This window comes from Streptomyces sp. NPDC051105 (genome assembly GCF_040682795.1).
GTDB lineage: Bacteria > Actinomycetota > Actinomycetes > Streptomycetales > Streptomycetaceae > Streptomyces.
In genome coordinates this window covers 683176-704462 of the sequence record NZ_JBFBBR010000001.1, presented here as the reverse complement: position 1 = coordinate 704462, position 21287 = coordinate 683176, and the positions used below count along the sequence as shown (strand labels likewise).

Below are 21287 nucleotides of genomic sequence, written 5' to 3'. Positions count from 1 at the left end.
TTCGTACGGCCGTACGACTCCTGCTTCTTCTGCTGCTACTCCTGCTTCTTGCGCCGCGTCCCGAAGACGATCTCGTCCCAGCTCGGCACGGCGGCGCGGCGGCCCGGGCGGACGCCGTCCGCCTCGGCCTGGCGGTCGGTGGCGCCGATCAGCCGGTCGCGGTGGCTGCCGACGGAGCGGGGCATGAGGACGTCCGCGTAGGCGGAGCCGGCCGAGGCCGCGGGGGCCGGGGGCTCCTCCTCCGCCGGTTCCGGGGCGGGCTCCTCCGGGACGACCTCCGCGGGCCGCTCGGGGACCACCATGTCGCCCCGGAAGCTCGGCACCGCCTCCAGCAGGCTGGTCAGCGAGTCCCGCTCGCCGGCCGTCTCCTCGACCGGTTCGGACGACTGCGCGGGCAGGCTCGGCCGGTCCCGGTCGCCGGAACGGTCCATCGGGCGGTCGCGCGGCAGCCGTGCGATCCGCGGCACGAACGGAAAGCTGGGCTCCGGCACGGCGAGGTCGTCGGACTCGCCGATCAGCGAGCGCGCCTCGTCGTCGACGGCCTGGACCAGCCGCCGGGGCGGGTCGTAGGTCCAGCTCGCCGAGTGCGGTTCGCTCGCGACCCGGTAGACGAGGAGGACTTCCCAGGTGCCGTCGTCGCGCCGCCAGGAGTCCCACTGCACGGTGTCCTTGTCGGCACCGCGCAGCACCAGCCGCTCCTGGACGGCCTCGCCGAGCAGCGGCCCGGAGTTCTCGCCGGGCCGGCGGACCGGCGTCTTGCGGGCTCGCTCGGCCATGAAGGCGCGCTCGGCCAGTACCGGACCCTCGAAGCGCCGCACCCGGTCGACGGGGATCCCGGCGAGCTGGGCGACCTCTTCCGCGGTCGCCCCTGCCCGTATCCGCGCCTGGATGTCTCGGGGCCGGAGATGGCTCTCGACCTCGATCTCGATCTGGCCGAGCCGGGGCCGGTCGCCGCGCACGGCGGCACGGAGCCGTTCGTCGATCGGAAGCGTGTACTCCGTAGAGTCGGCAGCCTTGAGCACCAGCCGTGTGCCGTCATTGGAGACGGCCACGACACGCAGTTCGGGCATGGGGACCTCCCGGGTGGTGCCTGCCGACGTCACGTGCGTCGCTGCTTCCGCTAGTCGAGTGTGGCCTGCCCGGGTGCAGCCTGCCACAACCTTGCCGAGTTGCCCGGCGTGTCGGGCACTGGCCCTGCACCGCCGTTATGGCACGGTTACCTATTCGCAACGCTAAGTGACCAAAACCGTCACCCTGTGCAACTAGCCCCCTCCCGGCGGTCCTGCAAGGCCCCGGACACCCTGGCGGGAGACCGGACCCAGGGCTCGCAACAGTACTCCATTCGGGCCACGTGCGTGGATTGGCGCGCCGCCCAACTTCTGGCAACGACGCCTCCCTGGCCTCCGGTTGCCCACTTCGGGCGATCTTGAACGTGGCGTACTTCACGCAATCCGCAGAAACGGAACTAATGGTTTCGTCCGTACGTCCCTTTCTCATGCAGTCGGTCGAACAAGTGCGGGAAGGGTAGGCAAGGTTCGGGAATGCGTGAAAGGCCCGGTTTCGGTGACCAGACCAGTACGGGGGAGGGGGTGAAGGGAAGTTCGAAGCGGATCGACCTCAGCGTGCCCCAGGTCGCGGGCAGCGCGGTGGCCGCGGTGGTGGCCGCCAAACTCGCGTCCTGTGCCGGGGTGTACGGAACGATCCTCGGAGCCGGAGTCGTCAGCGTGGTCGCCACCTGCGGCGGCTCGTTGTTCCAGCACTTCTTCAGGCGCACCGGGGAACAACTGCGCGACGCGACGGTGACCACCCGGCCCCGCGAGCAAGCGCCCCCGGGGCCCGGCGAGTTCACCGAGGGCACCGTCTACCGCGCCCGGGTGCGGACCTGGCGGCGCCCGGTGTGCGCGGCGGCCCTGGTGTTCGCGGTGACCATGGCCGGCGTCACGACCTACGAACTGGTCTCCGGCAGTAGTTTCAGCGGCGGCTCCGGTACGACGGTCAGCGGTGCCGTCACCGGCGACACCACGTCCTCGAAGTCGTCGGACCCCTCGGACTCCTCGGACTCCTCAGACCCTTCGCACCCTTCGGGCTCCCCCGATCCGAAGTCCGGTGCCGGTAGGACCACTTCGCCGGTCCCGTCGCCGTCGCCCTCCTCGGACGCGTCACGGACGCCCGCGAGCGAGGGGGCCACGACACCGGCACCGTCCCCGAGCGGGGAGCCGAGTGCGGCCTCCTCGCCCGCCGGGTCCTCGGCTACTGACCCAGAACCCTCCGCAAGTAGTCGTTCTGGAACAGCCGATCAGGATCGAGCCGGTCCCGCAGCGCGGTGAACTCACCGAAGCGCGGGTAGGCCTTCGCGAAGTACTCCGCGTCCCTGGTGTGCACCTTGCCCCAGTGCGGGCGGCCCTCGTGCGCGGTGAAGATGCGCTCGGCGGCGGTGAAGTACGCCTGGTACGGCGTGCCCCGGAACATGTGCACGGCGACGTAGGCGCTGTCCCGGGCGGAGGCGGTGGACAGGGCGATGTCGTCGGCCGGGGCGGTGCGGACCTCGACCGGGAAGTTGATCCTGAGACCGGAACGGTCGACCATCGCCTTCAGTTCCCGCAGCGTGTCCACCAGTGCCTCGCGCGGCACGGCGTACTCCATCTCCACGAAGCGCACCCGGCGCGGGGATGTGAAGACCTTGTAGGGAATGTCCGTGTACGACCGCGCGGACAGTGCCCTGCTGGAGATCCGGGCGGCCGTCGGTACGACGGCGGGCACCGCGCGGCCGAGCAACTGCACGCCGTGGAAGAGGCCGTTGGAGAGGAACTCGTCCTCGAACCAGCCGGCCAGCTGCCCCACCGGCTGCGGCGGACCCGCGCTGCGGTTGTTGCGCTTGGTGTTGGTGTTGCCGGTGTGCGGGAACCAGTAGAACTCGAAGTGCTCGTTCTCGGCCCAGAGCTGGTCGAACTCGGCGAGCACCCGGTCCAGGGGCATCGGCTCCTCGCGCGCGGTGAGCAGGAAGAGCGGTTCCACGGCGAAAGTGATCGCGGTGACGATCCCCAGCGCGCCGAGGCCGATCCGCGCGGCCGCGAAGATCGCGCGCTCTTCTTCGGTCCCCTTATCGGAACACGTGAGCACCGAGCCGTCGGCGGTGACCAGTTCGAGTTCCCGGATCTGGGCGGCGAGCGACGCCGACTCGCGGCCCGTGCCGTGGGTGCCGGTGCTGGTGGCCCCGGAGACCGTCTGCTCCATGATGTCGCCCATGTTGGTCAGCGACAGGCCCTCCCGGGCCAGGGCCATGTTGAGTCTCCTGAGCGGGGTGCCCGCCTCGACCGTGACGGTCATGGCCTTACGGTCGATGTTGCGGATCCCGGTCAACAGTTGAGGGCGGATCGAGACGCCGTCGGTCGCGGCGATCGACGTGAAGGAGTGGCCGCTGCCGACCGCCTTCACCTTCAGGCCGTCTTCCGCCGCCCGCCGTACCGCCGCCGCCAGCTCGTCCACGGAGGCGGGCGTGACCTCCCGCGCGGGGCGGACGGTGACATTCCCTCCCCAGTTACGCCACGTGCCGTTCTTCCCGCTCGCTGTACTGCTCAACGGTGCCTCCCCGACCCGTGACCGGCCTGTTGAGCCGGCGGTACCCGAGGAAACCGACCGCGACCGCGACGGCCCCGGACACAGCCGGAACCCCGTACCCGGCGCGGGCACCGGCAGCGTCGATCACCCAGCCGGCGACCGAGGAGCCGAGCGCCACCCCGACCGCGAGGCCGGTGCTCACCCAGGTCATGCCCTCGGTGAGCTTCGCGCGAGGTACGTGCTTTTCGATGAGGGACATCGTCGTGATCATCGTCGGTGCGATGGTCAGGCCCGCAACGAACAGCGCCACGGCCAGAAGCGGCAAGTTTCCGACCAGTAGGAGGGGGATCATACTCACGGCCATCGCACATATGCCCAGCAGCCACCTGTGTTCCGGCTTCCCCGCGAAGCGCATCAGGCCGAAGACCACCCCGGCCAGGCAGGAGCCCGCCGCGTACAGGGCCAGGACCACGCTCGCGGCGCCCTTGTGGCCGCGTTCGTCGGCGAAGGCGACGGTGACCACGTCGACCGCCCCGAAGATCGCCCCGGTGGCCACGAAGGTCGCCACCAGCACCTGGAGGCCGGGCGCCCGCAGCGCCGAACCGCGGGCGTGGTGCCCACGCGGGTGCGGCGCGGGCTCGGTGGCCCGCTGGGCGGTCAGCCAGAAGACGCCGACGGCCAGGAAGCAGGCGGCCAGCAGCGGCCCGGCCTCCGGGAACCAGGCCGTGGACAGGCCGATGGAGATGATCGGCCCGAAGATGAAGCAGACCTCGTCGACGACGGACTCGAACGAGTAGGCGGTGTGCAGCTGCGGGGTGCCCCGGTAGAGGGCGGCCCAGCGGGCCCGGATCATCGCGCCCAGGCTCGGCACCGCGCCGATCCCGGCGGCACACACGAACAGCACCCAGTCCGGCCATCCGTAGTGCGCGGCGAACAGCAGCCCGGCCGCCGCGGCGAGCGCGAGCAGGGTCGCGGGGCGCAGGACGCGGCGCTGGCCGTGCTGGTCGACCAGCCGGGAGACCTGCGGGCCGATCGCGGCGGCGGAGATCGCGATGGTGGCCGAGAGCGCGCCCGCGAGGCCGTACCGCCCGGTGAGCTGGGAGATCATCGTGACCACGCCGATGCCCATCATGGACAGCGGCATCCGGCCGACGAAGCCCGCGGCGGAGAAGCCCCTGCTGCCGGGGGCGGCGAACAGGGCGCGATAGGGGCTGGGCACGGGGATCTCCGACGGCTGGGTAAGGCGTGACTGCGGCTGATACAGCTTACGAGGGAGGTCACTCGTATGCACCTGCTGGGCACTGGGGATAAATCTCCCGAATCCGACTCTTCACGCTCCTGTTTCCGGGCTGTCAGCGCCGGGTGGCAGGATCGGCTCATGCCAGACGCGCTCGATGCCACCCCCTACGACGCCCTGCTCCTGCTCTCCTTCGGCGGCCCGGAAGGCCCGGACGACGTGGTCCCGTTCCTGGAGAACGTGACGCGCGGGCGCGGTATCCCGAAGGAACGCCTCAAGGAGGTCGGGCAGCACTACTTCCTGTTCGGCGGGGTCAGCCCGATCAACGACCAGAACCGCGCCCTGCTGGACGCCCTGCGCAAGGACTTCGCCGAGCACGGCCTGGACCTGCCGATCTACTGGGGCAACCGCAACTGGGCGCCGTACCTGACGGACACCCTGCGCGAGATGGTCGCCGACGGCCGCCGCCGCATCCTGGTGCTCGCCACCAGCGCCTACGCCTCCTACTCGGGCTGCCGCCAGTACCGCGAGAACCTCGCGGACTCGCTGGCCGCGCTGGCGGCCGAGGGCCTCGAACTCCCGAAGATCGACAAGCTGCGGCACTACTTCAACCACCCCGGCTTCCTCGACCCGATGATCGACGGGGTGCTCCAGTCCCTCGCCGACCTCCCCGAGGACCTCCGTGCGGGCGCGCACATCGCCTTCACCACCCACTCCATCCCGACCGCGAGCGCCGACACCTCGGGGCCGGTCGAGACGCACGGCGAGGGCGGCGCGTACGTCGAGGAGCACCTGGACGTGGCCCAGCTGATCGCCGACGCGGTCCGCGAGCGCACCGGCATCGACCACCCCTGGCGGCTCGTCTACCAGTCCCGCTCCGGCGCCCCGCAGATCCCGTGGCTGGAGCCCGACATCTGCGATCACCTGGAGGAGCTGCACGGCGCCGAGGTCCCGGCCGTCGTCATGGCCCCCATCGGCTTCGTCTCCGACCACATGGAGGTCCTCTACGACCTCGACACGGAGGCCACGGCCAAGGCCGCGGAACTGGGTCTGACGGTACGGCGGTCCGCGACCGTCGGGGACGACCCGCGGTTCGCCGCCGCGATCCGTGAGCTGGTCCTGGAGCGCGCGGCCGTGGAGAGCGGGCGGGAGGTCACGCCGTGCGCGCTGGGCGCGCTCGGCGCGAGCCACAACCTGTGCCCGGTCGGCTGCTGCCCGGCCCGCGCCGCCCGGCCGGCCGCGGCCGGCGCCGACAGCCCCTACGCGTGAGGAGCCCCGTGACCGACGCCCTGCACACCGACCTGCTCAAGCTCGCCCGGGAGGCGGCCGCCCGCGCGGGCGAGCTGCTGCGGGACGGCCGCCCGGCCGACCTCGCGGTGGCCCGCACCAAGTCCAGCCCGATCGACGTCGTCACCGAGATGGACATCGCGGCGGAGAAGCTGATCACCGACCTGATCGCCGGCCACCGCCCCGACGACGGCTTCCTCGGCGAGGAGGGCGCGTCGACCGAGGGCACGAGCGGGATCCGCTGGGTGATCGACCCGCTCGACGGCACGGTCAACTACCTGTACGGGCTGCCGACCTGGGCGGTCTCCATCGCGGCCGAGCAGGACGGCGAGACCGTGGTCGGGGTCGTGGCGGCCCCGATGCGCGGCGAGACGTACCACGCGGTGCGCGGTGGCGGAGCCTGGGCGACCGGGGCGTGGGCGGGCGAGCGGCGGCTGGCCTGCCGTGCGGCCGCGCCGCTGGAGCAGGCGCTGGTGTCGACCGGCTTCAACTACGTCACGGAGGTCCGCACCCACCAGGCCGAGGTCGCCGCCCGGCTGATCCCGCTGCTCCGCGACGTACGCCGGAGCGGGTCGGCGGCGGTCGACCTGTGCGATGTGGCCTGCGGCCGGCTGGACGGGTACTACGAACGCGGGCTGAACGCGTGGGACTGGGGTGCGGGCGACCTGGTCGCGAGAGAGGCCGGCGCGCTCACGGGCGGCCGCCCCGGAGAGCCCCCGTCCCGCGCCCTGACGGTCGCGGCCACCCCGGGCGTCTTCGAGCCCCTCCAGCATCTACTGGACGACTTCGGAGCCTGGCACGACTGAGTCCCGGACCGTTGGGCCGAGGGGGGCCGGAGGGGCTGTTGGGAGTGGTCTGGGCGGAGGGGGACCTGGGTTCTTCTGGGCCCAGGGGGAATCGAACGTTGTTGCGGTGGGTAGTGGTCAGGGTATGAGCAGGGCCCCGGCGCTGGATTCGCCGGGGCCCTGTTCCTGTGCCGGTGAGCTGCTGGTGCGGGACTGTCAGACGCTGGTCATGCCGACTTCCACGCCGTGTTCGGCGGCGAGGCGGCGCAGGTCGTCGAGCTCGGCCTGTTCCACTTCGACGAGGAAGTCGTCGCCCTCGTCACGAGCCCGGGTGATGTCGGACTCGGTCGCCTTTATGCGCTGCAGAAGTCCTGTGGTGAATGCGTCCATGCTGCGCCCCCTCGTCCTGGGTCGTGGGTCGGTGGCACGGGGGTGTGCCGTTGGAAGGGGCGATCACGTCTCTCGCGGGTGCCCAGCGCTGCCCTGCTGGGCGGCGACGGTGCCGGACACCCCCATCGTCCACTCTGCTGTAGCGGCGACGTACGTACCGCATGGTGCTGCGGCACATGCAGAGCGTGATCGCGGGGTGTACATGCCGTCCTCCCCCCGCTCCCTTCCGTGGAAACCTCAACCGGAAGAGAAAATCTCGCATTCCCGCCCGGCGCCGCCGATCCTGCGGCCCCAGCCCCCGTCTTACTGCCGACTTATGGCCGAAAAGGGCAGGATGGAGGTCACACACCCCATGGAGACCCCTGCCCACGTGCGCCGGTGCGCGCTACGCGGGTGGACAGCGGAAGGACAAGCGACGTGCGCGTACTCGTCGTCGAGGACGAGCAACTGCTCGCCGATGCGGTGGCCACCGGACTGCGCCGGGAGGCCATGGCCGTCGACGTCGTGTACGACGGTGCGGCCGCCCTGGAGCGCATCGGCGTCAACGACTACGACGTGGTCGTCCTCGACCGCGACCTCCCCCTCGTGCACGGCGACGACGTCTGCCGCAGGATCGTCGAGCTCGGCATGCCCACGCGCGTGCTGATGCTCACCGCGTCCGGCGACGTCAGCGACCGCGTGGAGGGCCTGGAGATCGGCGCCGACGACTACCTTCCCAAGCCCTTCGCGTTCAGCGAGCTGATCGCCCGCGTGCGCGCCCTCGGCCGCCGTACCAGCGTGCCGCTGCCCCCGGTCCTGGAGCGCGCCGGCATCAAGCTCGACCCGAACCGCCGCGAGGTCTTCCGCGACGGCAAGGAGGTCCAGCTCGCGCCCAAGGAGTTCGCGGTCCTGGAGGTGCTGATGCGCAGCGAGGGGGCGGTGGTCAGCGCCGAGCAACTCCTCGAGAAGGCCTGGGACGAGAACACGGACCCGTTCACCAACGTCGTGCGGGTGACGGTGATGACGCTGCGCCGCAAGCTGGGCGAGCCCGCCGTGATCGTCACCGTCCCCGGCTCGGGTTACCGGATCTGATGACCGTGGCCACCACTCCCGCACCTCCGCAGGCACCCCCCAAGCCCACCTGGGACCCCCGGAGACCGCAGCCGGTCTTCCCCTGGCTGCGCCCGACCATCCGGATACGGCTCACGCTGCTGTACGGCGGCATGTTCCTGATCGCCGGCATCCTGCTGCTCTCGATCATCTACCTGCTGGCCGCGCAGGCGATCAGCACCGGCAACCAGCCGTTGTACAAGATCGTCAAATACTCGGCGCTCCAGGTCTCCAGCGACAACTGCCCCGCGGTCAACATGGCCAGCACCACGGGCCAGGTGTCGCTGCAGGAATTCAACAACGCGATCGCCCAGTGCGTGGACCACCAGCGCCAGGCGGCCCTGGACGACCTGCTGAGCCGTTCCCTGCTGGCACTGCTGGGCCTGGCCGTGATCGCCTTCGCGTTCGGCTACGCGATGGCCGGACGGGTGCTGTCCCCGCTCGGCCGGATCACCCGCACCGCCCGTGCGGTGGCCGGCTCGGACCTGTCCCGCCGGATCGAGCTGGACGGCCCGGACGACGAGCTCAAGGAGCTCGCGGACACCTTCGACGACATGCTGGAGCGGTTGCAGCGGGCCTTCACCGCCCAGCAGCGCTTCGTCGGTAACGCCTCCCACGAGCTGCGCACGCCCCTGGCGATCAACCGCACGCTCCTGGAGGTGCACCTCTCGGACCCGGGTGCGCCCATGGAGCTGCAACAGCTCGGCAAGACCCTGCTGGCCACCAACGAACGCAGCGAGCAGCTCGTGGAGGGCCTGCTGTTGCTCGCCCGCAGCGACAACCAGATCGTCGAGCGCAAACCGGTGGACCTGGCCGAGGTGGCCACCCAGGCCGTCGACCAGGTGCACGCCGAGGCGGCGGCCAAGGGCGTGACCATCCGGGGCGTGCGGAAGCCGGTGGTCGTACAGGGCAACGGCGTCCTGCTGGAGCGGATCGCGCTGAACCTGGTGCAGAACGCGGTGCGCTACAACGTGCCCCATGAGGAGGTGCAGCGCGAAGCGCTTCCGAACAAGGACGGTGGCGGGCGACGGGAGGGCGGCTGGGTCGAGGTCGACACCGACATCCAGCACGGCCAGGCGGTACTGTCCGTCTCGAACACCGGCCCGGTGGTGCCGGCGTACGAGATCGATAACCTGTTCGAGCCCTTCAGGCGGCTCCGCACCGAGCGCACGGGCAGCGACAAGGGCGTCGGCCTCGGTCTGTCCATCGTCCGGTCCGTGGCCCGGGCGCACGGCGGCCATATCGCGGCCCAGCCTCGCGAGGGCGGTGGGCTCGTGATGAGGGTCACCCTGCCGATCTGATGCCGTTACAAGATCGCGACACACGCGGAGGGTGTTCGCTTTGCGCGGAATTTTCTCTCGGCGTGGCGTGGTACCCCTTGTGTGATCGATCACAAGGGCGGTTTTCCGGCCATATACTCTCCGTGATCATGGCTGGGGGAATAAAGCCGGGAAAATCCCTGTTTTCAGGGGTCTTGATCACGGGAAGTACAGGGTGAGGCGCCTTTGAGGTGTCTCGTGAGAACCGTGTACGGTCCCCATCGCCATTCAACCCGATCACTCTCGAGGGGTCCGGTTGGGTGTCGATTGAGTAACAGACCTTGATGTGAGGCAAAATCTCCGCCTCGGGTCGGGCACAAGTCCGGCCTCTCACGCGTTACGTGCGCTGGAGACACCGCAGATACCCAGAGGGGGAGAGCGACATGGCAACCGATTACGACACTCCACGCAAGACCGACGATGACGTCGACTCGGACAGCCTTGAAGAGCTGAAGGCTCGGAGGAACGACAAGTCCACGTCCTCGGTGGACGTAGACGAGTTCGAGGCCGCCGAAGGCCTGGAGCTGCCCGGCGCGGACCTCTCGAACGAGGAGCTGGCCGTCCGGGTGCTGCCCAAGCAGCAGGACGAGTTCACCTGCATGAGCTGCTTCCTGGTGCACCACCGCAGCCAGCTGGCCCGGGAGAAGAACGGTCAGCCGATCTGCCGCGACTGCGACTGAGGAGGGGTCGGGCATGACTGGCTCGACCCCACCTCGGAGGCGCCGCTTCTCTCTTCCGGGAGCGGACTCGGGGCCGTCCGACGGCCCACGCGCGCGTGACGACGAGCGAGGCTCATCCGATCCGGGAGCCTCGCTCGAACCGGCGGCCGACCGGGGTGACCTCCCGGCGCCGGCGGACCAGCCCGCGCCCGTCGCACGGCGACGGGCCGGGGTCATCCGTGACAGGGCCGTGAATCTGGCCCGGGAAGGCGCCCGTAAGGGCGGCAGCCGGGCGCGAGCGGGGCTGGCCTACCTCGCGGACCGGATCATCGAGATCGCCCCTCGTGTCCCCGTACGCGACCTCGCGACCCTGCGTCGGCAGTTCCCCGGCCTGGGACCCGAGGAGCTCGCCGACAAGCTGGTGGCGGGCGCGGCGGGTGCGACTTCGGCGGTCGGGGCCGGGGTCGGCGCGGCGGCGATGCTGCCGGTGCCGCCCGCGATGCCGACCGAGCTGGCCGCGGAGATCACCGGGGTCGCGGCGATCGAGCTGAAGCTCATCGCCGAACTCCACGAGGTCTACGGCGTGCGGCCGCCGGGGAACCTGAAGGCCCGCAGTACCGCGTATCTGTCCTCCTGGTCGGGGGAGCGCGGGATCGACGTGATGAAGCCGTCGACGATCAACGGCGCCCTCGGCGGGCACATGAAGCGCGAGCTGCGCCAGCAGATCATGAAGCGCATGGTGCGGGACCTGCCCAACCTGATGCCGTTCATGGTGGGCGCAGCGGTGGGCGCGGTCATGAACCGCCGGGACACCAAGAAGCTCGCGGCGCGGATCCGGGCGGATCTGAGAAAGATCCAGGTGCCCTGGGAGGAACTGCCCGAGCTGCCGCCGCTGGAAAAGCCGGCGGAGCCGCTGCCGATCGCCGAACTGCCGGAAGACCTCGGAGGCTGACGCCGGCCGGCGCAGAGATCTACCCGGCCTACTGGGCCTTCTTCGCAGCCTCGATCGCCGCCGCCAGAGCCTCCGGCTCCCGCGTCGACAGGTACAGGTACGGCGTCGGGTCCGCCGGGTCCGTGACCTCCACGCGCAGGGCCCTGGGGATGTAGGCGCGCAGCAGGAGGAAGGCGCGGACGTCGGCCTTGTACGTGCGCCAGGCGCGCGCCTCCTCCGGGTCCAGGACCTCGGACGCGCCCAGGGCGGACACCGGGATCTTCGCCTCGCCCGCGATCAGCGAGTCGCCCACCACCCGGATGCGCGGGGAGCCGTACGAACTGGCCACCACCGCTGCCGCCGCCGTACCGCCCACCAGACCGCCCAGCGTCGGCAGAGTGCCGAAGGGAAGCAGAACCAGGGCGCATGAGACGCCGATCAGGAAGCTGAGGAACCACCACGACCGGGGGGCCGTGAGGCGTTCTTCGTACGGGGTGGCGGAAAGCTGCATGGAGCCAAGCTTGGCACGGTGTCCGGATTCACCGGACGCGCGGGTAAGGTCTGCGGCTGTGAGTGGTAGTTCCGCAGCTCTTCAGCCTCCCGCCAGCGCCCGGAAACCGGTGCGGCATCCCGACGCTCCCGCGCCCGGCGAGCTCATCGGCGCCCACTACGCACAGTGTTTCGGGTGCGGCCACGAGCACGCGCACGGGCTGCATCTGGAGGTGCGGGCCGGCGAGGGGGTCTCCCTCACCGCCGAGTTCACCGTGCGGGCGGCCCACCAGGGCGCCCCGGGCCTCGCGCACGGCGGTGTCCTCGCCACCGCCCTCGACGAGACGCTCGGTTCGCTGAACTGGCTGCTGCGGAAGATCGCCGTCACCGGACGGCTGGAGACCGACTTCGCACGGCCGGTGCCCGTGGGCACCACGCTGTACCTGGCGGCCGAGGTCGTCGCGGTGGCCGGCCGGAAGATCTACTCGACCGCCACCGGGCGTCTGGACGGCCCCGGCGGACCCGTCGCCGTCCGTGCCGACGCCCTCTTCGTGGAGGTACCGGTCGAGCACTTCGTCGACAACGGCCGCGATGAAGAGATCAAGGCCGCCATGAACGACCCGGACCAGATCCGGCGCACCCGCGCCTTCGAGGTGAACCCGTGAACCCCGCATCCCCAGTGAGCCCCCTCGACGTGCTCATCCGCCGCGTCGACCCCGGCGTACCGCTTCCGGCGTACGAGCACCCCGGTGACGCGGGAGCCGATCTGCGTACCACCGAGGCGTGCGAACTGAAGCCCGGCGAACGGGCGGTACTGCCCACAGGGGTGTCGATCGCCCTCCCGGATGGGTACGCGGGCTTCGTACACCCTCGTTCGGGGCTCGCCGCCCGGTGCGGTGTGGCCCTCGTGAATGCCCCGGGGACGATTGATGCCGGGTACCGTGGGGAGATCAAGGTGATCGTGGTGAATCTCGACCCGCGCGAGGCCGTACGGTTCGAGCGCTTCGACCGGATTGCCCAACTGGTCGTCCAGCAGGTCGAGAAGGTCCGCTTCCAGGAGGTGGCGGAGCTTCCCGGCTCGGCGCGGGCCGAGGGGGGCTTCGGGTCCACCGGCGGGCATGCCGCGGTGGGCGACGTGAGCGGCACAAGCGGTCGGGCCGCCGACGGTGGCCGGACGGGTGGGAATCGATACGCTTCGGTCGTATCCGACCGGGAAGGACAGTGACGTGTTCGGACGTCGCAACAAGAAGGGTGCCGCCGAGGACGCGGCCGGCGAGGCCGAGCAGGTCGTCGACAGCGTCGGCACCGAGGCGGACGAGGAAGAGGGCGAGCGCGAGCGCGTACGCCTGGAACCGGAGCCCCGGCCCGACGGACCGTGGGACGACTCCGAGGTGCGCGATCCGGGCGAGGGCCGGGTGGATCTCGGCGGGCTGTTCGTGCCCGGCGTCGACGGCATGGAGCTGCGGGTCGAGGTCGCGGGTGACGCGATCGTCGCGGCGACCGTGGTGCTCAAGGACAGTGCCGTGCAGTTGCAGGCCTTCGCCGCGCCCAAGCGCGAGGGCATCTGGGGCGAGGTGCGTGAGGAGATCAGCTCCGGCATCACCCAGCAGGGCGGCATCGTCGACGAGGTCGAGGGCCCGCTGGGCTGGGAGCTGCGCGCCCAGGTGCCGGTGCAGCTGCCGGACGGCACGGGCGGTTTCCAGGTCGTGCGGTTCGTCGGTGTGGACGGTCCGCGCTGGTTCCTGCGCGGGGTGATCTCCGGGCAGGGCGCGGTGCAGCCGCAGGCCGCGGGGCTCCTGGAGCAGATCTTCCGGGACACGGTCGTGGTCCGCGGCGAGGGCCCGATGGCCCCCCGTGACCCGATCGTCCTGAAGCTGCCCAACGACGCCCAGATGGTCCCCGAGGGCGTTCAGCAGCAGGAGGAGTCCTCGCGCTTCTCCGGCGGCATGGGCCAGCTCCAGCGCGGACCGGAGATCACCGAGGTCCGCTAGGCGCTTTGCCGGGAGAGCCGTTCGAGAGCCGCACCCTTCGGGGTGCGGCTCTTTTGTGTGCGCACCCCCTTGACGGCGCATTGGTCTGTACCTACGGTCACGGCTCAACGCGCCGTTCATAAAGGCGCTTCACGTTCACCCACATGAACGAGAGGCCTTCAGGTATGCGCAGAACCGGACTCCTCGCGGCCGTCGTCGCCCTCGTCCTCGGAGCCCTTTCCTGGCCGGCCCAGGCCGCCCCCGCCACCTTCGTCCATCCCGGAGTCACCGTCTCCAGGGCCCAGCTGGACTTCGCCCGCACCGAGGTACTCGCCGGCGCCCAGCCCTGGAAGGCGGCCTACGACCAGATGATGGCGAGCAAGTACGCCGACCTGAACCGGACGCCCGCACCGAGGGCGACGGTCGAATGCGGGTCGTACTCGAACCCCAACTACGGCTGCACCGACGAGCGCGAGGACGCGATCGCCGCCTACACCGACGCCCTCGCCTGGTACATCACCAAGGACGCCCGGTACGCCCAGAAGGCCATCCAGATCATGGACGCCTGGTCGGCCACCATCACCAGTCACACCAACAGCAACGCGCCCCTGCAGACCGGCTGGGCCGGCTCCTCCTGGCCCAAGGCCGCCGAGATCATCAGGTACACGTACACCGGCACCTGGGCGAACGAGGCCCGCTTCGCCACCATGCTGCGCAACGTCTACCTCCCCACCGTCATCAAGGGTTCCAACTCCAACGGCAACTGGGAGCTGACGATGATGGAGGCCGCCGTCGGCATCTCCGTCTTCCTGGAGGACAAGGCGTCGTACGACACGGCCATGGCCAAGTTCCGCACCCGCACGGCCGCCTATGTCTACCTGGCCTCCGACGGGTCGGTGCCGAAGACCGTGCCCAGCCAGAACCTCGACACCACCGCCAAGATCGTCTCCTACTGGCAGGGCCAGTCCACCTTCGTCACCGGCCTCACCCAGGAGACCTGCCGGGACTTCACGCACACCGGCTACGGCCTCTCCTCGATCTCGCACGTCGCCGAGACCGGCCGGATCCAGGGCCAGGACCTCTACGGCACCGACGTCGGCGAGCGGCTGCGGCAGGCGCTCGGCTTCCAGTCCAAGTACCAGCTGGGCACCGCCGTCCCCAGCTGGCTCTGCGGCGGCTCCCTGACCCTCGGCCTCGGGCCCGTCACCGAGGTCGGCTACAACGCCCTCCACAACCGGCTGGGCATCGCCATGACCAACACTCAGACGCTCACCCAGAACAACCGTCCCGCGGGCACCAACAACCTCTTCGTGGCCTGGGAGACCCTCACCCACGGTGACAACCCCAACTGAGCCCCACGATGCCCCGCGGGGCCCTCAGGGACGTCCGCGGGGCACATCAGGGTTCCGTCAAAGATGCCCGCCGTCGAACCGCCTGTCTCATTCGCCGGGATTGTTGGCCGTAGGGTCGACGCTGCGTAGGCGGCAGTAAGCGGAAGACAATGGGACCATGGCACGCGGCAAGCTTCGGATCTATCTCGGTGCGGCACCGGGCGTGGGCAAGACCTACGCCATGCTCTCCGAGGCCCACCGGCGCGTGGAGCGCGGCACCGACTGCGTGGTGGCCTTCGTCGAGCACCACGACCGGCCGCGCACCGAGGTGATGCTGCACGGCCTGGAGCAGGTCCCGCGCAAGGAGCTGGAGTACCGGGACGCCACCTTCACGGAGATGGACGTGGACGCCGTGCTGCACCGCGCCCCCGCCGTCGCCCTGGTGGACGAACTCGCCCACACCAACATCCCCGGTTCCCGCAACGCCAAGCGCTGGCAGGACGTCGAGGAACTGCTGGCGGCCGGCATCGACGTCGTCTCCACCGTCAACATCCAGCACCTGGAATCGCTCGGCGATGTCGTCGAGTCCATCACGGGGGTGCGCCAGCGCGAGACCGTGCCCGACGAGGTGGTACGGCGCGCGGACCAGATCGAGCTGGTCGACATGTCGCCCCAGGCGCTGCGCCGGCGCATGGCACACGGCAACATCTACCAGTCGGACAAGGTCGACGCCGCCCTCTCCAACTACTTCCGGCCGGGCAACCTGACCGCCCTGCGCGAGCTGGCGCTGCTGTGGGTGGCCGACCGGGCCGACGAGTACCTGAAGCAGTACCGCAGCGAGCACCGGGTCTCGGCGATCTGGGGCTCACGGGAACGGATCGTCGTCGGGCTCACCGGCGGGCCCGAGGGGCGCACGCTGATCCGGCGGGCCGCGCGGCTCGCCGAGAAGGGCGCCGGCGGCGAGGTCCTCGCCGTCTACATCTCCCGCAGCGACGGCCTCACCTCCGCCTCCCCGAAGGAACTCGCCGTCCAGCGCACCCTCGTCGAGGACCTCGGCGGCACCTTCCACCAGGTCGTCGGCGAGGACATCCCCGCGGCCCTGCTCGACTTCGCGCGCGGGGTCAACGCCACCCAGATCGTGCTCGGCTCCTCCCGCCGCAAGGCCTGGCAGTACGTCCTCGGGCCCGGCGTCGGCGCCACGGTCGCCCGCGAGTCGGGACCCGACCTGGACGTCCACATCGTCACCCACGAGGAGGTCGCCAAGGGGCGCGGACTGCCGGTGGCCCGGGGCGCCCGGCTCGGACGCGGCCGCATCATCGCGGGCTGGCTGGTCGGCCTGGTCGGGCCGGCCGTCATGGCGGTGCTGCTGAACACCGTCGACCTCGGCCTCGCCAACGACATGCTGCTCTTCCTGACCCTCACGGTCGCGGCCGCGCTGCTCGGCGGCCTCTTCCCGGCGCTGGCCTCGGCGGCCTTCGGGTCCCTGCTGCTGAACTACTTCTACACCCCGCCGCTGCACCGGCTGACCATCGCCGATCCGAAGAACATCGTGGCCATCGTGATCTTCTTCGGGGTCGCGCTGTCCGTCGCCTCGGTCGTGGACCTCGCGGCCCGCCGCACCCACCAGGCGGCCCGGCTGCGCGCCGAGTCGGAGATCCTCTCCTTCCTGGCCGGCAACGTGCTGCGCGGTGAGACCAGCCTGGAGGAGCTGCTCGAGCGGGTACGGGAGACCTTCGGCATGGAGTCCGCCGCCCTTCTGGAACGGGCGGGCGACGTCCAGCCGTGGAGCTGCGCCGGGCGCGCCGGTGTCGGCCCCGCCCTGCAGCGGCCCGAGGACGCCGACGTCGACGTGCCCATAGGCGACCACATGGCCCTCGCGCTGACCGGCCGGGTGCTGCCCGCCGAGGACCGCCGGGTGCTCGCCGCCTTCGCCGCCCAGGCAGCCGTCGTACTGGACCGCAGGCGGCTTCAGGAGGAGGCCGAGCAGGCCCGCGCGCTGGCCGAGGGCAACCGGATCCGTACGGCCCTGCTGGCCGCCGTCAGCCATGATCTGCGCACCCCGCTCGCCGGGATCAAGGCGGCGGTGTCGTCGCTGCGCTCGGACGACGTGGCGTGGTCCGAGGAGGACCGGGCGGAGCTGCTGGAGGGCATCGAGGAGGGCGCCGACCGGCTCGACCACGTGGTCGGCAACCTGCTCGACATGTCCCGCCTGCAGACCGGCACCGTCACTCCGATCGTCCGGGAGATCGACCTCGACGAGGTGGTCCCGATGGCGCTGGTCGGGGTGGACGAGGGCAGCGTCGAGCTGGACGTCCCCGAGACCCTGCCCATGGTCGAGGCCGACGCCGGGCTCCTGGAGCGGGCGGTGGCCAACCTGGTCGAGAACGCCGTCAAGTACAGCCCGCCCGACCGGCCCGGCCATGTGGTCGTGGTGTCCGCCAGCGCCATCGCCGACCGGGTGGAGCTGCGGATCGTGGACCGCGGGCCCGGTGTGCCCGACGAAGCCAAAGAGCGCATATTCGAGCCCTTCCAGCGCTACGGTGACGCTCCGCGCGGCGCCGGGGTCGGTCTGGGGCTCGCGGTCGCCCGGGGCTTCACCGAGGCGATGGGCGGCACCCTCAACGCCGAGGACACGCCCGGTGGGGGCCTCACCATGGTCCTCACCCTCCGCGCGGCAGGATCGGTCGCCGCAGGAGCAGAACCCGTGGCTGAAGCAGCAGCACAGGCCGTGGCAGAACCGGAAAGGCAGGCCTCATGACCCGTGTGCTCGTGGTCGACGACGAGCCGCAGATCGTGCGTGCCCTCGTGATCAACCTCAAGGCGCGCAAGTACGAGGTCGACGCGGCCCCCGACGGCCGTACCGCCCTCGAACTGGCCGCCTCCCGCCACCCCGACGTGGTCGTCCTCGACCTCGGCCTGCCCGACATGGACGGCGTCGAGGTGATCAGGGGGCTGCGCGGCTGGACCCGGGTGCCGATCCTGGTGCTGTCCGCCCGTCACTCCTCCGACGAGAAGGTCGACGCGCTCGACGCGGGCGCCGACGACTACGTCACCAAGCCCTTCGGCATGGACGAGCTGCTGGCCCGGCTGCGGGCCGCCGTCCGCCGCGCCGAGCCGGTCGCCGGGACCGGCGAGGACGACGTGCTGGTGGAGACCGAGGGGTTCACCGTCGACCTGGCCGCGAAGAAGGTCAACCGGGCCGGCCGGGACGTCCGGCTCACCCCCACCGAGTGGCATCTGCTGGAGGTGCTGGTCCGCAACACCGGCCGGCTGGTCAGCCAGAAGCAGCTGTTGCAGGAGGTGTGGGGGCCGTCCTACGGGACGGAGGCCAACTATCTGCGCGTGTACATGGCACAGCTGCGCCGGAAGCTGGAGGCGGACCCCTCGCACCCCAAGCACTTCATCACGGAGCCGGGCATGGGGTACCGGTTCGAGAAGTGAACCGGACGCCAGGTCGAGAAGCGAACCGGACGTTCGAGGAGTGGATCCGGCGTCCGGTTCGGGAAACGAGCCGGGGCGTGAGCTGGACTACGGCAGTGTCGGTGTGCCCCGGTACGCTTCAGACATGAGTGCTGTTCCCCGTTCCGAAAAGCCGGCCGGCCGGTTCCGGCGCATGCTGGGCCGGCTGTCCTCGTCGCAGGAGGACCTGGAGTCCGAGGAGCTGCGCGAGGACGCCGACACGGCGGGCTGCATCCGGATCGGCGACTGTCAGGACCGGCAGATCGTCACCGTTACTGGTACCTTGCGCACGGTCACCCTGCGGCCGCGCGCCGGAGTCCCGGCCCTGGAGGCCGAGCTGTTCGACGGCTCCGCGGCACTCGACGTGGTGTGGCTCGGCAGGCGCTCCATCGTGGGCATAGAACCGGGGCGCAGGCTCATCGCGTCGGGCCGGATCTCGCTGAGCCGGGGCCGTCGGGTGCTGTTCAACCCCAAGTACGAACTGAGACCCCTTGGTAGGGAGTAGCCGGTGACGTCGCTCGACAAGCCGACCGAAGACACTCAGGCGGAGGACCATGCGCGGGCGGTGACCGAGGCCGCGCTGTTCGAGGCCTTCGGCGGCGTGCGCGGCATGGTCGAGACGGTGCTGCCCGGCCTGCTGTTCGTCACGATCTTCACCATCAACAAGGACCTGCACTGGTCGGCGATCGCCGCCCTCGCGGTCTCCGTGGTGCTGGTCGTGGTCCGCCTGGCCATGAGGGACACCGTCAAGCACGCCTTCAGCGGGGTCTTCGGCGTCGCCTTCGGTGTCGTCTTCGCGATGATGACCGGCAACGCCAAGGACTTCTACCTGCCCGGCATGCTCTACACCCTGGGCCTGGCGCTGGCGTACATCATCACCACGCTGTGCGGGGTGCCGCTGATCGGCCTGATCCTCGGCCCGGTCTTCAAGGAGAACCTCTCCTGGCGCACCCGCAACCCCGGCCGCAAGAAGGCGTACGCCAAGGCCAGCTGGGCCTGGGGCCTGATCCTGCTCGCCAAGTGCGCGATCCTCTTCCCGCTGTACTGGTGGGCCGACACGGCCCAGCTCGGCTGGGTGCTGGTCGCGCTGAAGATCCCGCCGTTCCTGCTCGCCGTCTGGCTGACCTGGGTCTTCCTGGCGAAGGCGCCGGCGCCGATCGACGTCTTCGCCGAGATGGAGGCGGAGGAGAAGGCCGAGGAGGAGCGCAAGGCCGCGCTGGCCGAGGAGAGCGGCGAGCCCTCCGGCGGACGCCACCGCAAGTAGGCGAGTACCGGATGACGACAGAAGGGCGCCCTCCGCCACGGTGGGCGCCCTTCTTCCTGTGCTGTGTCAGACCTTCCGGTGCTGCCTAGTGCTGCCTCAGACGTCTTCCCGCCGTACCGACAGCAGGTCCTCCAGCTGTTCCTCGCGGGCCTGGGCCGCCACGAACAGAAGTTCGTCGCCCGCCTCCAGGGAGTCCTCCCGGGAGGGGGTGAGGACCCGGGTGCCCCGGATGATCGTGACCAGCGAGGTGTCCTCGGGCCACTCCACGTCGCCGACCTGGGTGCCGGCCAGGGCCGACTCCTCGGGCAGGGTCAGCTCCACCAGGTTGGCGTCGCCGTGGCTGAAGCGGAGCAGCCGGACCAGGTCGCCGACGCTGACCGCCTCCTCGACCAGGGCGGACATCAGACGGGGCGTCGAGACGGCGACGTCCACGCCCCAGGACTCGTTGAACAGCCACTCGTTCTTCGGGTTGTTGACCCGGGCGACGACGCGCGGAACGCCGTACTCCGTCTTCGCGAGGAGCGAGACGACCAGGTTCACCTTGTCGTCGCCCGTCGCGGCGATCACGACGTTGCAGCGCTGCAGCGCCGCCTCGTCCAGGGCGGTGATCTCGCAGGCGTCGGCGAGCAGCCACTCCGCCTGCGGGACCCGCTCGACCGAGATGGCGGTCGGGGCCTTGTCGATCAGCAGGACCTCGTGGCCGTTCTCCAGCAGCTCGCCCGCGATCGAGCGGCCGACGGCGCCGGCTCCGGCAATGGCGACCCTCATCAGTGACCGCTCTCCTCTTCCGGACCCCCGGCGAAGGCGGCCTCGACCTTGTCGACGTCGTCCGTCCGCATCATCACATGCACCAGATCGCCCTCCTGCAGCACCGTCTGCGAGGTGGGCAGCATCGCCTCACCGAGCCGGGTGAGGAACGCGACCCGGACGCCGGTCTCCTCCTGGAGCGTGCTGATCTTGTGGCCGACCCACTTCGGGGAGGCGTGCACCTCGGCGAGCTGGACCCCGCCGGTGGGGTCGCGCCACAGCGGCTCCGCACCCGAGGGCAGCAGCCGGCGCAGCATCTGGTCGGCGGTCCAGCGGACCGTGGCGACGGTCGGGATGCCGAGGCGCTGGTAGACCTCGGCGCGGCGCGGGTCGTAGATGCGGGCCGCGACGTTCTCCACACCGAACATCTCGCGGGCCACCCGGGCCGAGATGATGTTCGAGTTGTCACCGCTGGAGACGGCGGCGAAGGCGCCGGCCTCCTCGATGCCCGCCTCGCGCAGGGTGTCCTGGTCGAAGCCGACGCCGGTGACCCGGCGGCCGCCGAACCCCGGGCCCAGCCTGCGGAAGGCGGTGGGGTCCTGGTCGATCACGGCGACCGTGTGCCCCTGTTGCTCCAGGGTCTGGGCGAGAGCGGAACCCACTCTGCCGCAGCCCATGATGACGATGTGCACGACCGTCCTTCCGGTGTCCAAAAGTTAGTGCTCAGCCCCATCAGGGTCTCAGACCGAGGCCCAAGCTACACACGCACCGG

Annotated in this window: 22 protein-coding genes; 14 read left to right on the top strand and 8 right to left on the bottom strand. The window is 70.6% G+C overall.

From position 1 onward, the window contains the following. Positions 1-35: 35 nt before the first annotated feature. From sepH to AB0N16_RS03165, 4 genes are all read right to left on the bottom strand, one after another. The gene (gene sepH, locus AB0N16_RS03180) at positions 36-1070 is read right to left on the bottom strand and encodes a septation protein SepH (RefSeq protein WP_365792438.1); all 1035 of its coding nucleotides are present in this window, start codon (positions 1068-1070) and stop codon (positions 36-38) included. 875 nt (positions 1071-1945) lie between these two features. Next, the gene (locus AB0N16_RS03175) at positions 1946-2188 is read right to left on the bottom strand and encodes a hypothetical protein (RefSeq protein ID WP_365792436.1); all 243 of its coding nucleotides are present in this window, start codon (positions 2186-2188) and stop codon (positions 1946-1948) included. Between the two features lie 62 nt (positions 2189-2250). Next, positions 2251-3579, bottom strand: coding sequence for a D-arabinono-1,4-lactone oxidase (locus AB0N16_RS03170; protein WP_365792434.1), 1329 nt, complete (start codon positions 3577-3579; stop codon positions 2251-2253). After that, the gene (locus AB0N16_RS03165) at positions 3539-4777 is read right to left on the bottom strand and encodes an MFS transporter (RefSeq protein ID WP_365792432.1); all 1239 of its coding nucleotides are present in this window, start codon (positions 4775-4777) and stop codon (positions 3539-3541) included. Before AB0N16_RS03165 ends, AB0N16_RS03170 begins: the two co-directional genes overlap by 41 nt. 159 nt (positions 4778-4936) lie before the next feature. On the opposite strand from AB0N16_RS03165, the gene AB0N16_RS03160 reads away from it, so the two are divergent. Both AB0N16_RS03160 and AB0N16_RS03155 read left to right on the top strand, forming a co-directional pair. Beyond that, on the top strand, positions 4937-6064 hold the full coding sequence (locus AB0N16_RS03160) for a ferrochelatase (protein WP_365792430.1): 1128 nt from the start codon (positions 4937-4939) through the stop codon (positions 6062-6064). Between the two features lie 8 nt (positions 6065-6072). Beyond that, complete coding sequence (locus AB0N16_RS03155) at positions 6073-6888, top strand: inositol monophosphatase family protein (protein WP_365792428.1); 816 nt, start codon at positions 6073-6075, stop codon at positions 6886-6888. 195 nt (positions 6889-7083) lie between these two features. Here AB0N16_RS03155 and AB0N16_RS03150 read toward each other — a convergent pair whose 3' ends face one another. Beyond that, positions 7084-7257, bottom strand: a complete 174-nt coding sequence (locus AB0N16_RS03150; protein WP_351709989.1) for a hypothetical protein — start codon at positions 7255-7257, stop codon at positions 7084-7086. A 417-nt stretch (positions 7258-7674) separates the two neighbouring features. Between AB0N16_RS03150 and AB0N16_RS03145 the strand changes: the two genes are divergently transcribed. The 4 genes from AB0N16_RS03145 to AB0N16_RS03130 all read left to right on the top strand — a co-directional run bounded on the left by AB0N16_RS03145 (position 7675) and on the right by AB0N16_RS03130 (position 11276). Then, the gene (locus tag AB0N16_RS03145; RefSeq protein WP_351728548.1) at positions 7675-8328 is read left to right on the top strand and encodes a response regulator transcription factor; all 654 of its coding nucleotides are present in this window, start codon (positions 7675-7677) and stop codon (positions 8326-8328) included. Positions 8329-8333: 5 nt separating this feature from the next. Further along, positions 8334-9647 (top strand): HAMP domain-containing sensor histidine kinase, encoded by a 1314-nt coding sequence (locus AB0N16_RS03140; protein ID WP_365792425.1) that lies wholly within the window; start codon positions 8334-8336, stop codon positions 9645-9647. Between the two features lie 401 nt (positions 9648-10048). Continuing rightward, positions 10049-10345 carry a DUF4193 domain-containing protein gene (locus AB0N16_RS03135; protein WP_003997302.1) on the top strand — a complete coding sequence of 99 codons (297 nt, stop codon included), beginning with the start codon at positions 10049-10051 and terminating at the stop codon, positions 10343-10345. A gap of 13 nt (positions 10346-10358) precedes the next feature. Then, on the top strand, positions 10359-11276 hold the full coding sequence (locus tag AB0N16_RS03130) for a hypothetical protein (RefSeq protein WP_365792423.1): 918 nt from the start codon (positions 10359-10361) through the stop codon (positions 11274-11276). Positions 11277-11304: 28 nt separating this feature from the next. Here AB0N16_RS03130 and AB0N16_RS03125 read toward each other — a convergent pair whose 3' ends face one another. Then, positions 11305-11766 (bottom strand): DUF3093 domain-containing protein, encoded by a 462-nt coding sequence (locus AB0N16_RS03125; RefSeq protein WP_351728554.1) that lies wholly within the window; start codon positions 11764-11766, stop codon positions 11305-11307. Between the two features lie 58 nt (positions 11767-11824). Here AB0N16_RS03125 and AB0N16_RS03120 point away from each other — a divergent pair, with 58 nt between their 5' ends. The 8 genes from AB0N16_RS03120 (at position 11825) to AB0N16_RS03085 (ending at position 19768) form a co-directional block, all read left to right on the top strand. Beyond that, positions 11825-12409, top strand: coding sequence for a PaaI family thioesterase (locus AB0N16_RS03120; protein ID WP_365792421.1), 585 nt, complete (start codon positions 11825-11827; stop codon positions 12407-12409). Further along, positions 12406-12969, top strand: a complete 564-nt coding sequence (gene dut, locus AB0N16_RS03115; protein ID WP_365792419.1) for a dUTP diphosphatase — start codon at positions 12406-12408, stop codon at positions 12967-12969. The genes AB0N16_RS03120 and dut overlap by 4 nt, the downstream gene beginning before the upstream one ends. Position 12970: 1 nt before the next feature. Further along, positions 12971-13735 (top strand): DUF3710 domain-containing protein, encoded by a 765-nt coding sequence (locus AB0N16_RS03110; RefSeq protein WP_365792417.1) that lies wholly within the window; start codon positions 12971-12973, stop codon positions 13733-13735. Between the two features lie 164 nt (positions 13736-13899). Beyond that, complete coding sequence (locus AB0N16_RS03105; RefSeq protein ID WP_365792784.1) at positions 13900-15066, top strand: alginate lyase family protein; 1167 nt, start codon at positions 13900-13902, stop codon at positions 15064-15066. Between the two features lie 157 nt (positions 15067-15223). Beyond that, a complete protein-coding gene (locus tag AB0N16_RS03100) occupies positions 15224-17803 on the top strand; it encodes a sensor histidine kinase KdpD (protein WP_365792415.1) in 2580 nt (859 codons plus the stop codon). Further along, a complete protein-coding gene (locus AB0N16_RS03095; protein WP_365792413.1) occupies positions 17800-18486 on the top strand; it encodes a response regulator in 687 nt (228 codons plus the stop codon). The genes AB0N16_RS03100 and AB0N16_RS03095 overlap by 4 nt, the downstream gene beginning before the upstream one ends. 124 nt (positions 18487-18610) lie before the next feature. Then, positions 18611-19009 (top strand): OB-fold nucleic acid binding domain-containing protein, encoded by a 399-nt coding sequence (locus tag AB0N16_RS03090; protein WP_351325771.1) that lies wholly within the window; start codon positions 18611-18613, stop codon positions 19007-19009. Between the two features lie 3 nt (positions 19010-19012). Next, positions 19013-19768, top strand: coding sequence for a DUF3159 domain-containing protein (locus AB0N16_RS03085; protein WP_365792411.1), 756 nt, complete (start codon positions 19013-19015; stop codon positions 19766-19768). 96 nt (positions 19769-19864) lie between these two features. Here AB0N16_RS03085 and AB0N16_RS03080 read toward each other — a convergent pair whose 3' ends face one another. Then, the gene (locus AB0N16_RS03080) at positions 19865-20536 is read right to left on the bottom strand and encodes a TrkA family potassium uptake protein (protein WP_365792409.1); all 672 of its coding nucleotides are present in this window, start codon (positions 20534-20536) and stop codon (positions 19865-19867) included. Then, positions 20536-21207: a TrkA family potassium uptake protein gene (locus tag AB0N16_RS03075; RefSeq protein WP_351325777.1), complete on the bottom strand. Its 672-nt coding sequence runs from the start codon at positions 21205-21207 to the stop codon at positions 20536-20538. The genes AB0N16_RS03080 and AB0N16_RS03075 overlap by 1 nt, the downstream gene beginning before the upstream one ends. Positions 21208-21287: the final 80 nt, after the last annotated feature.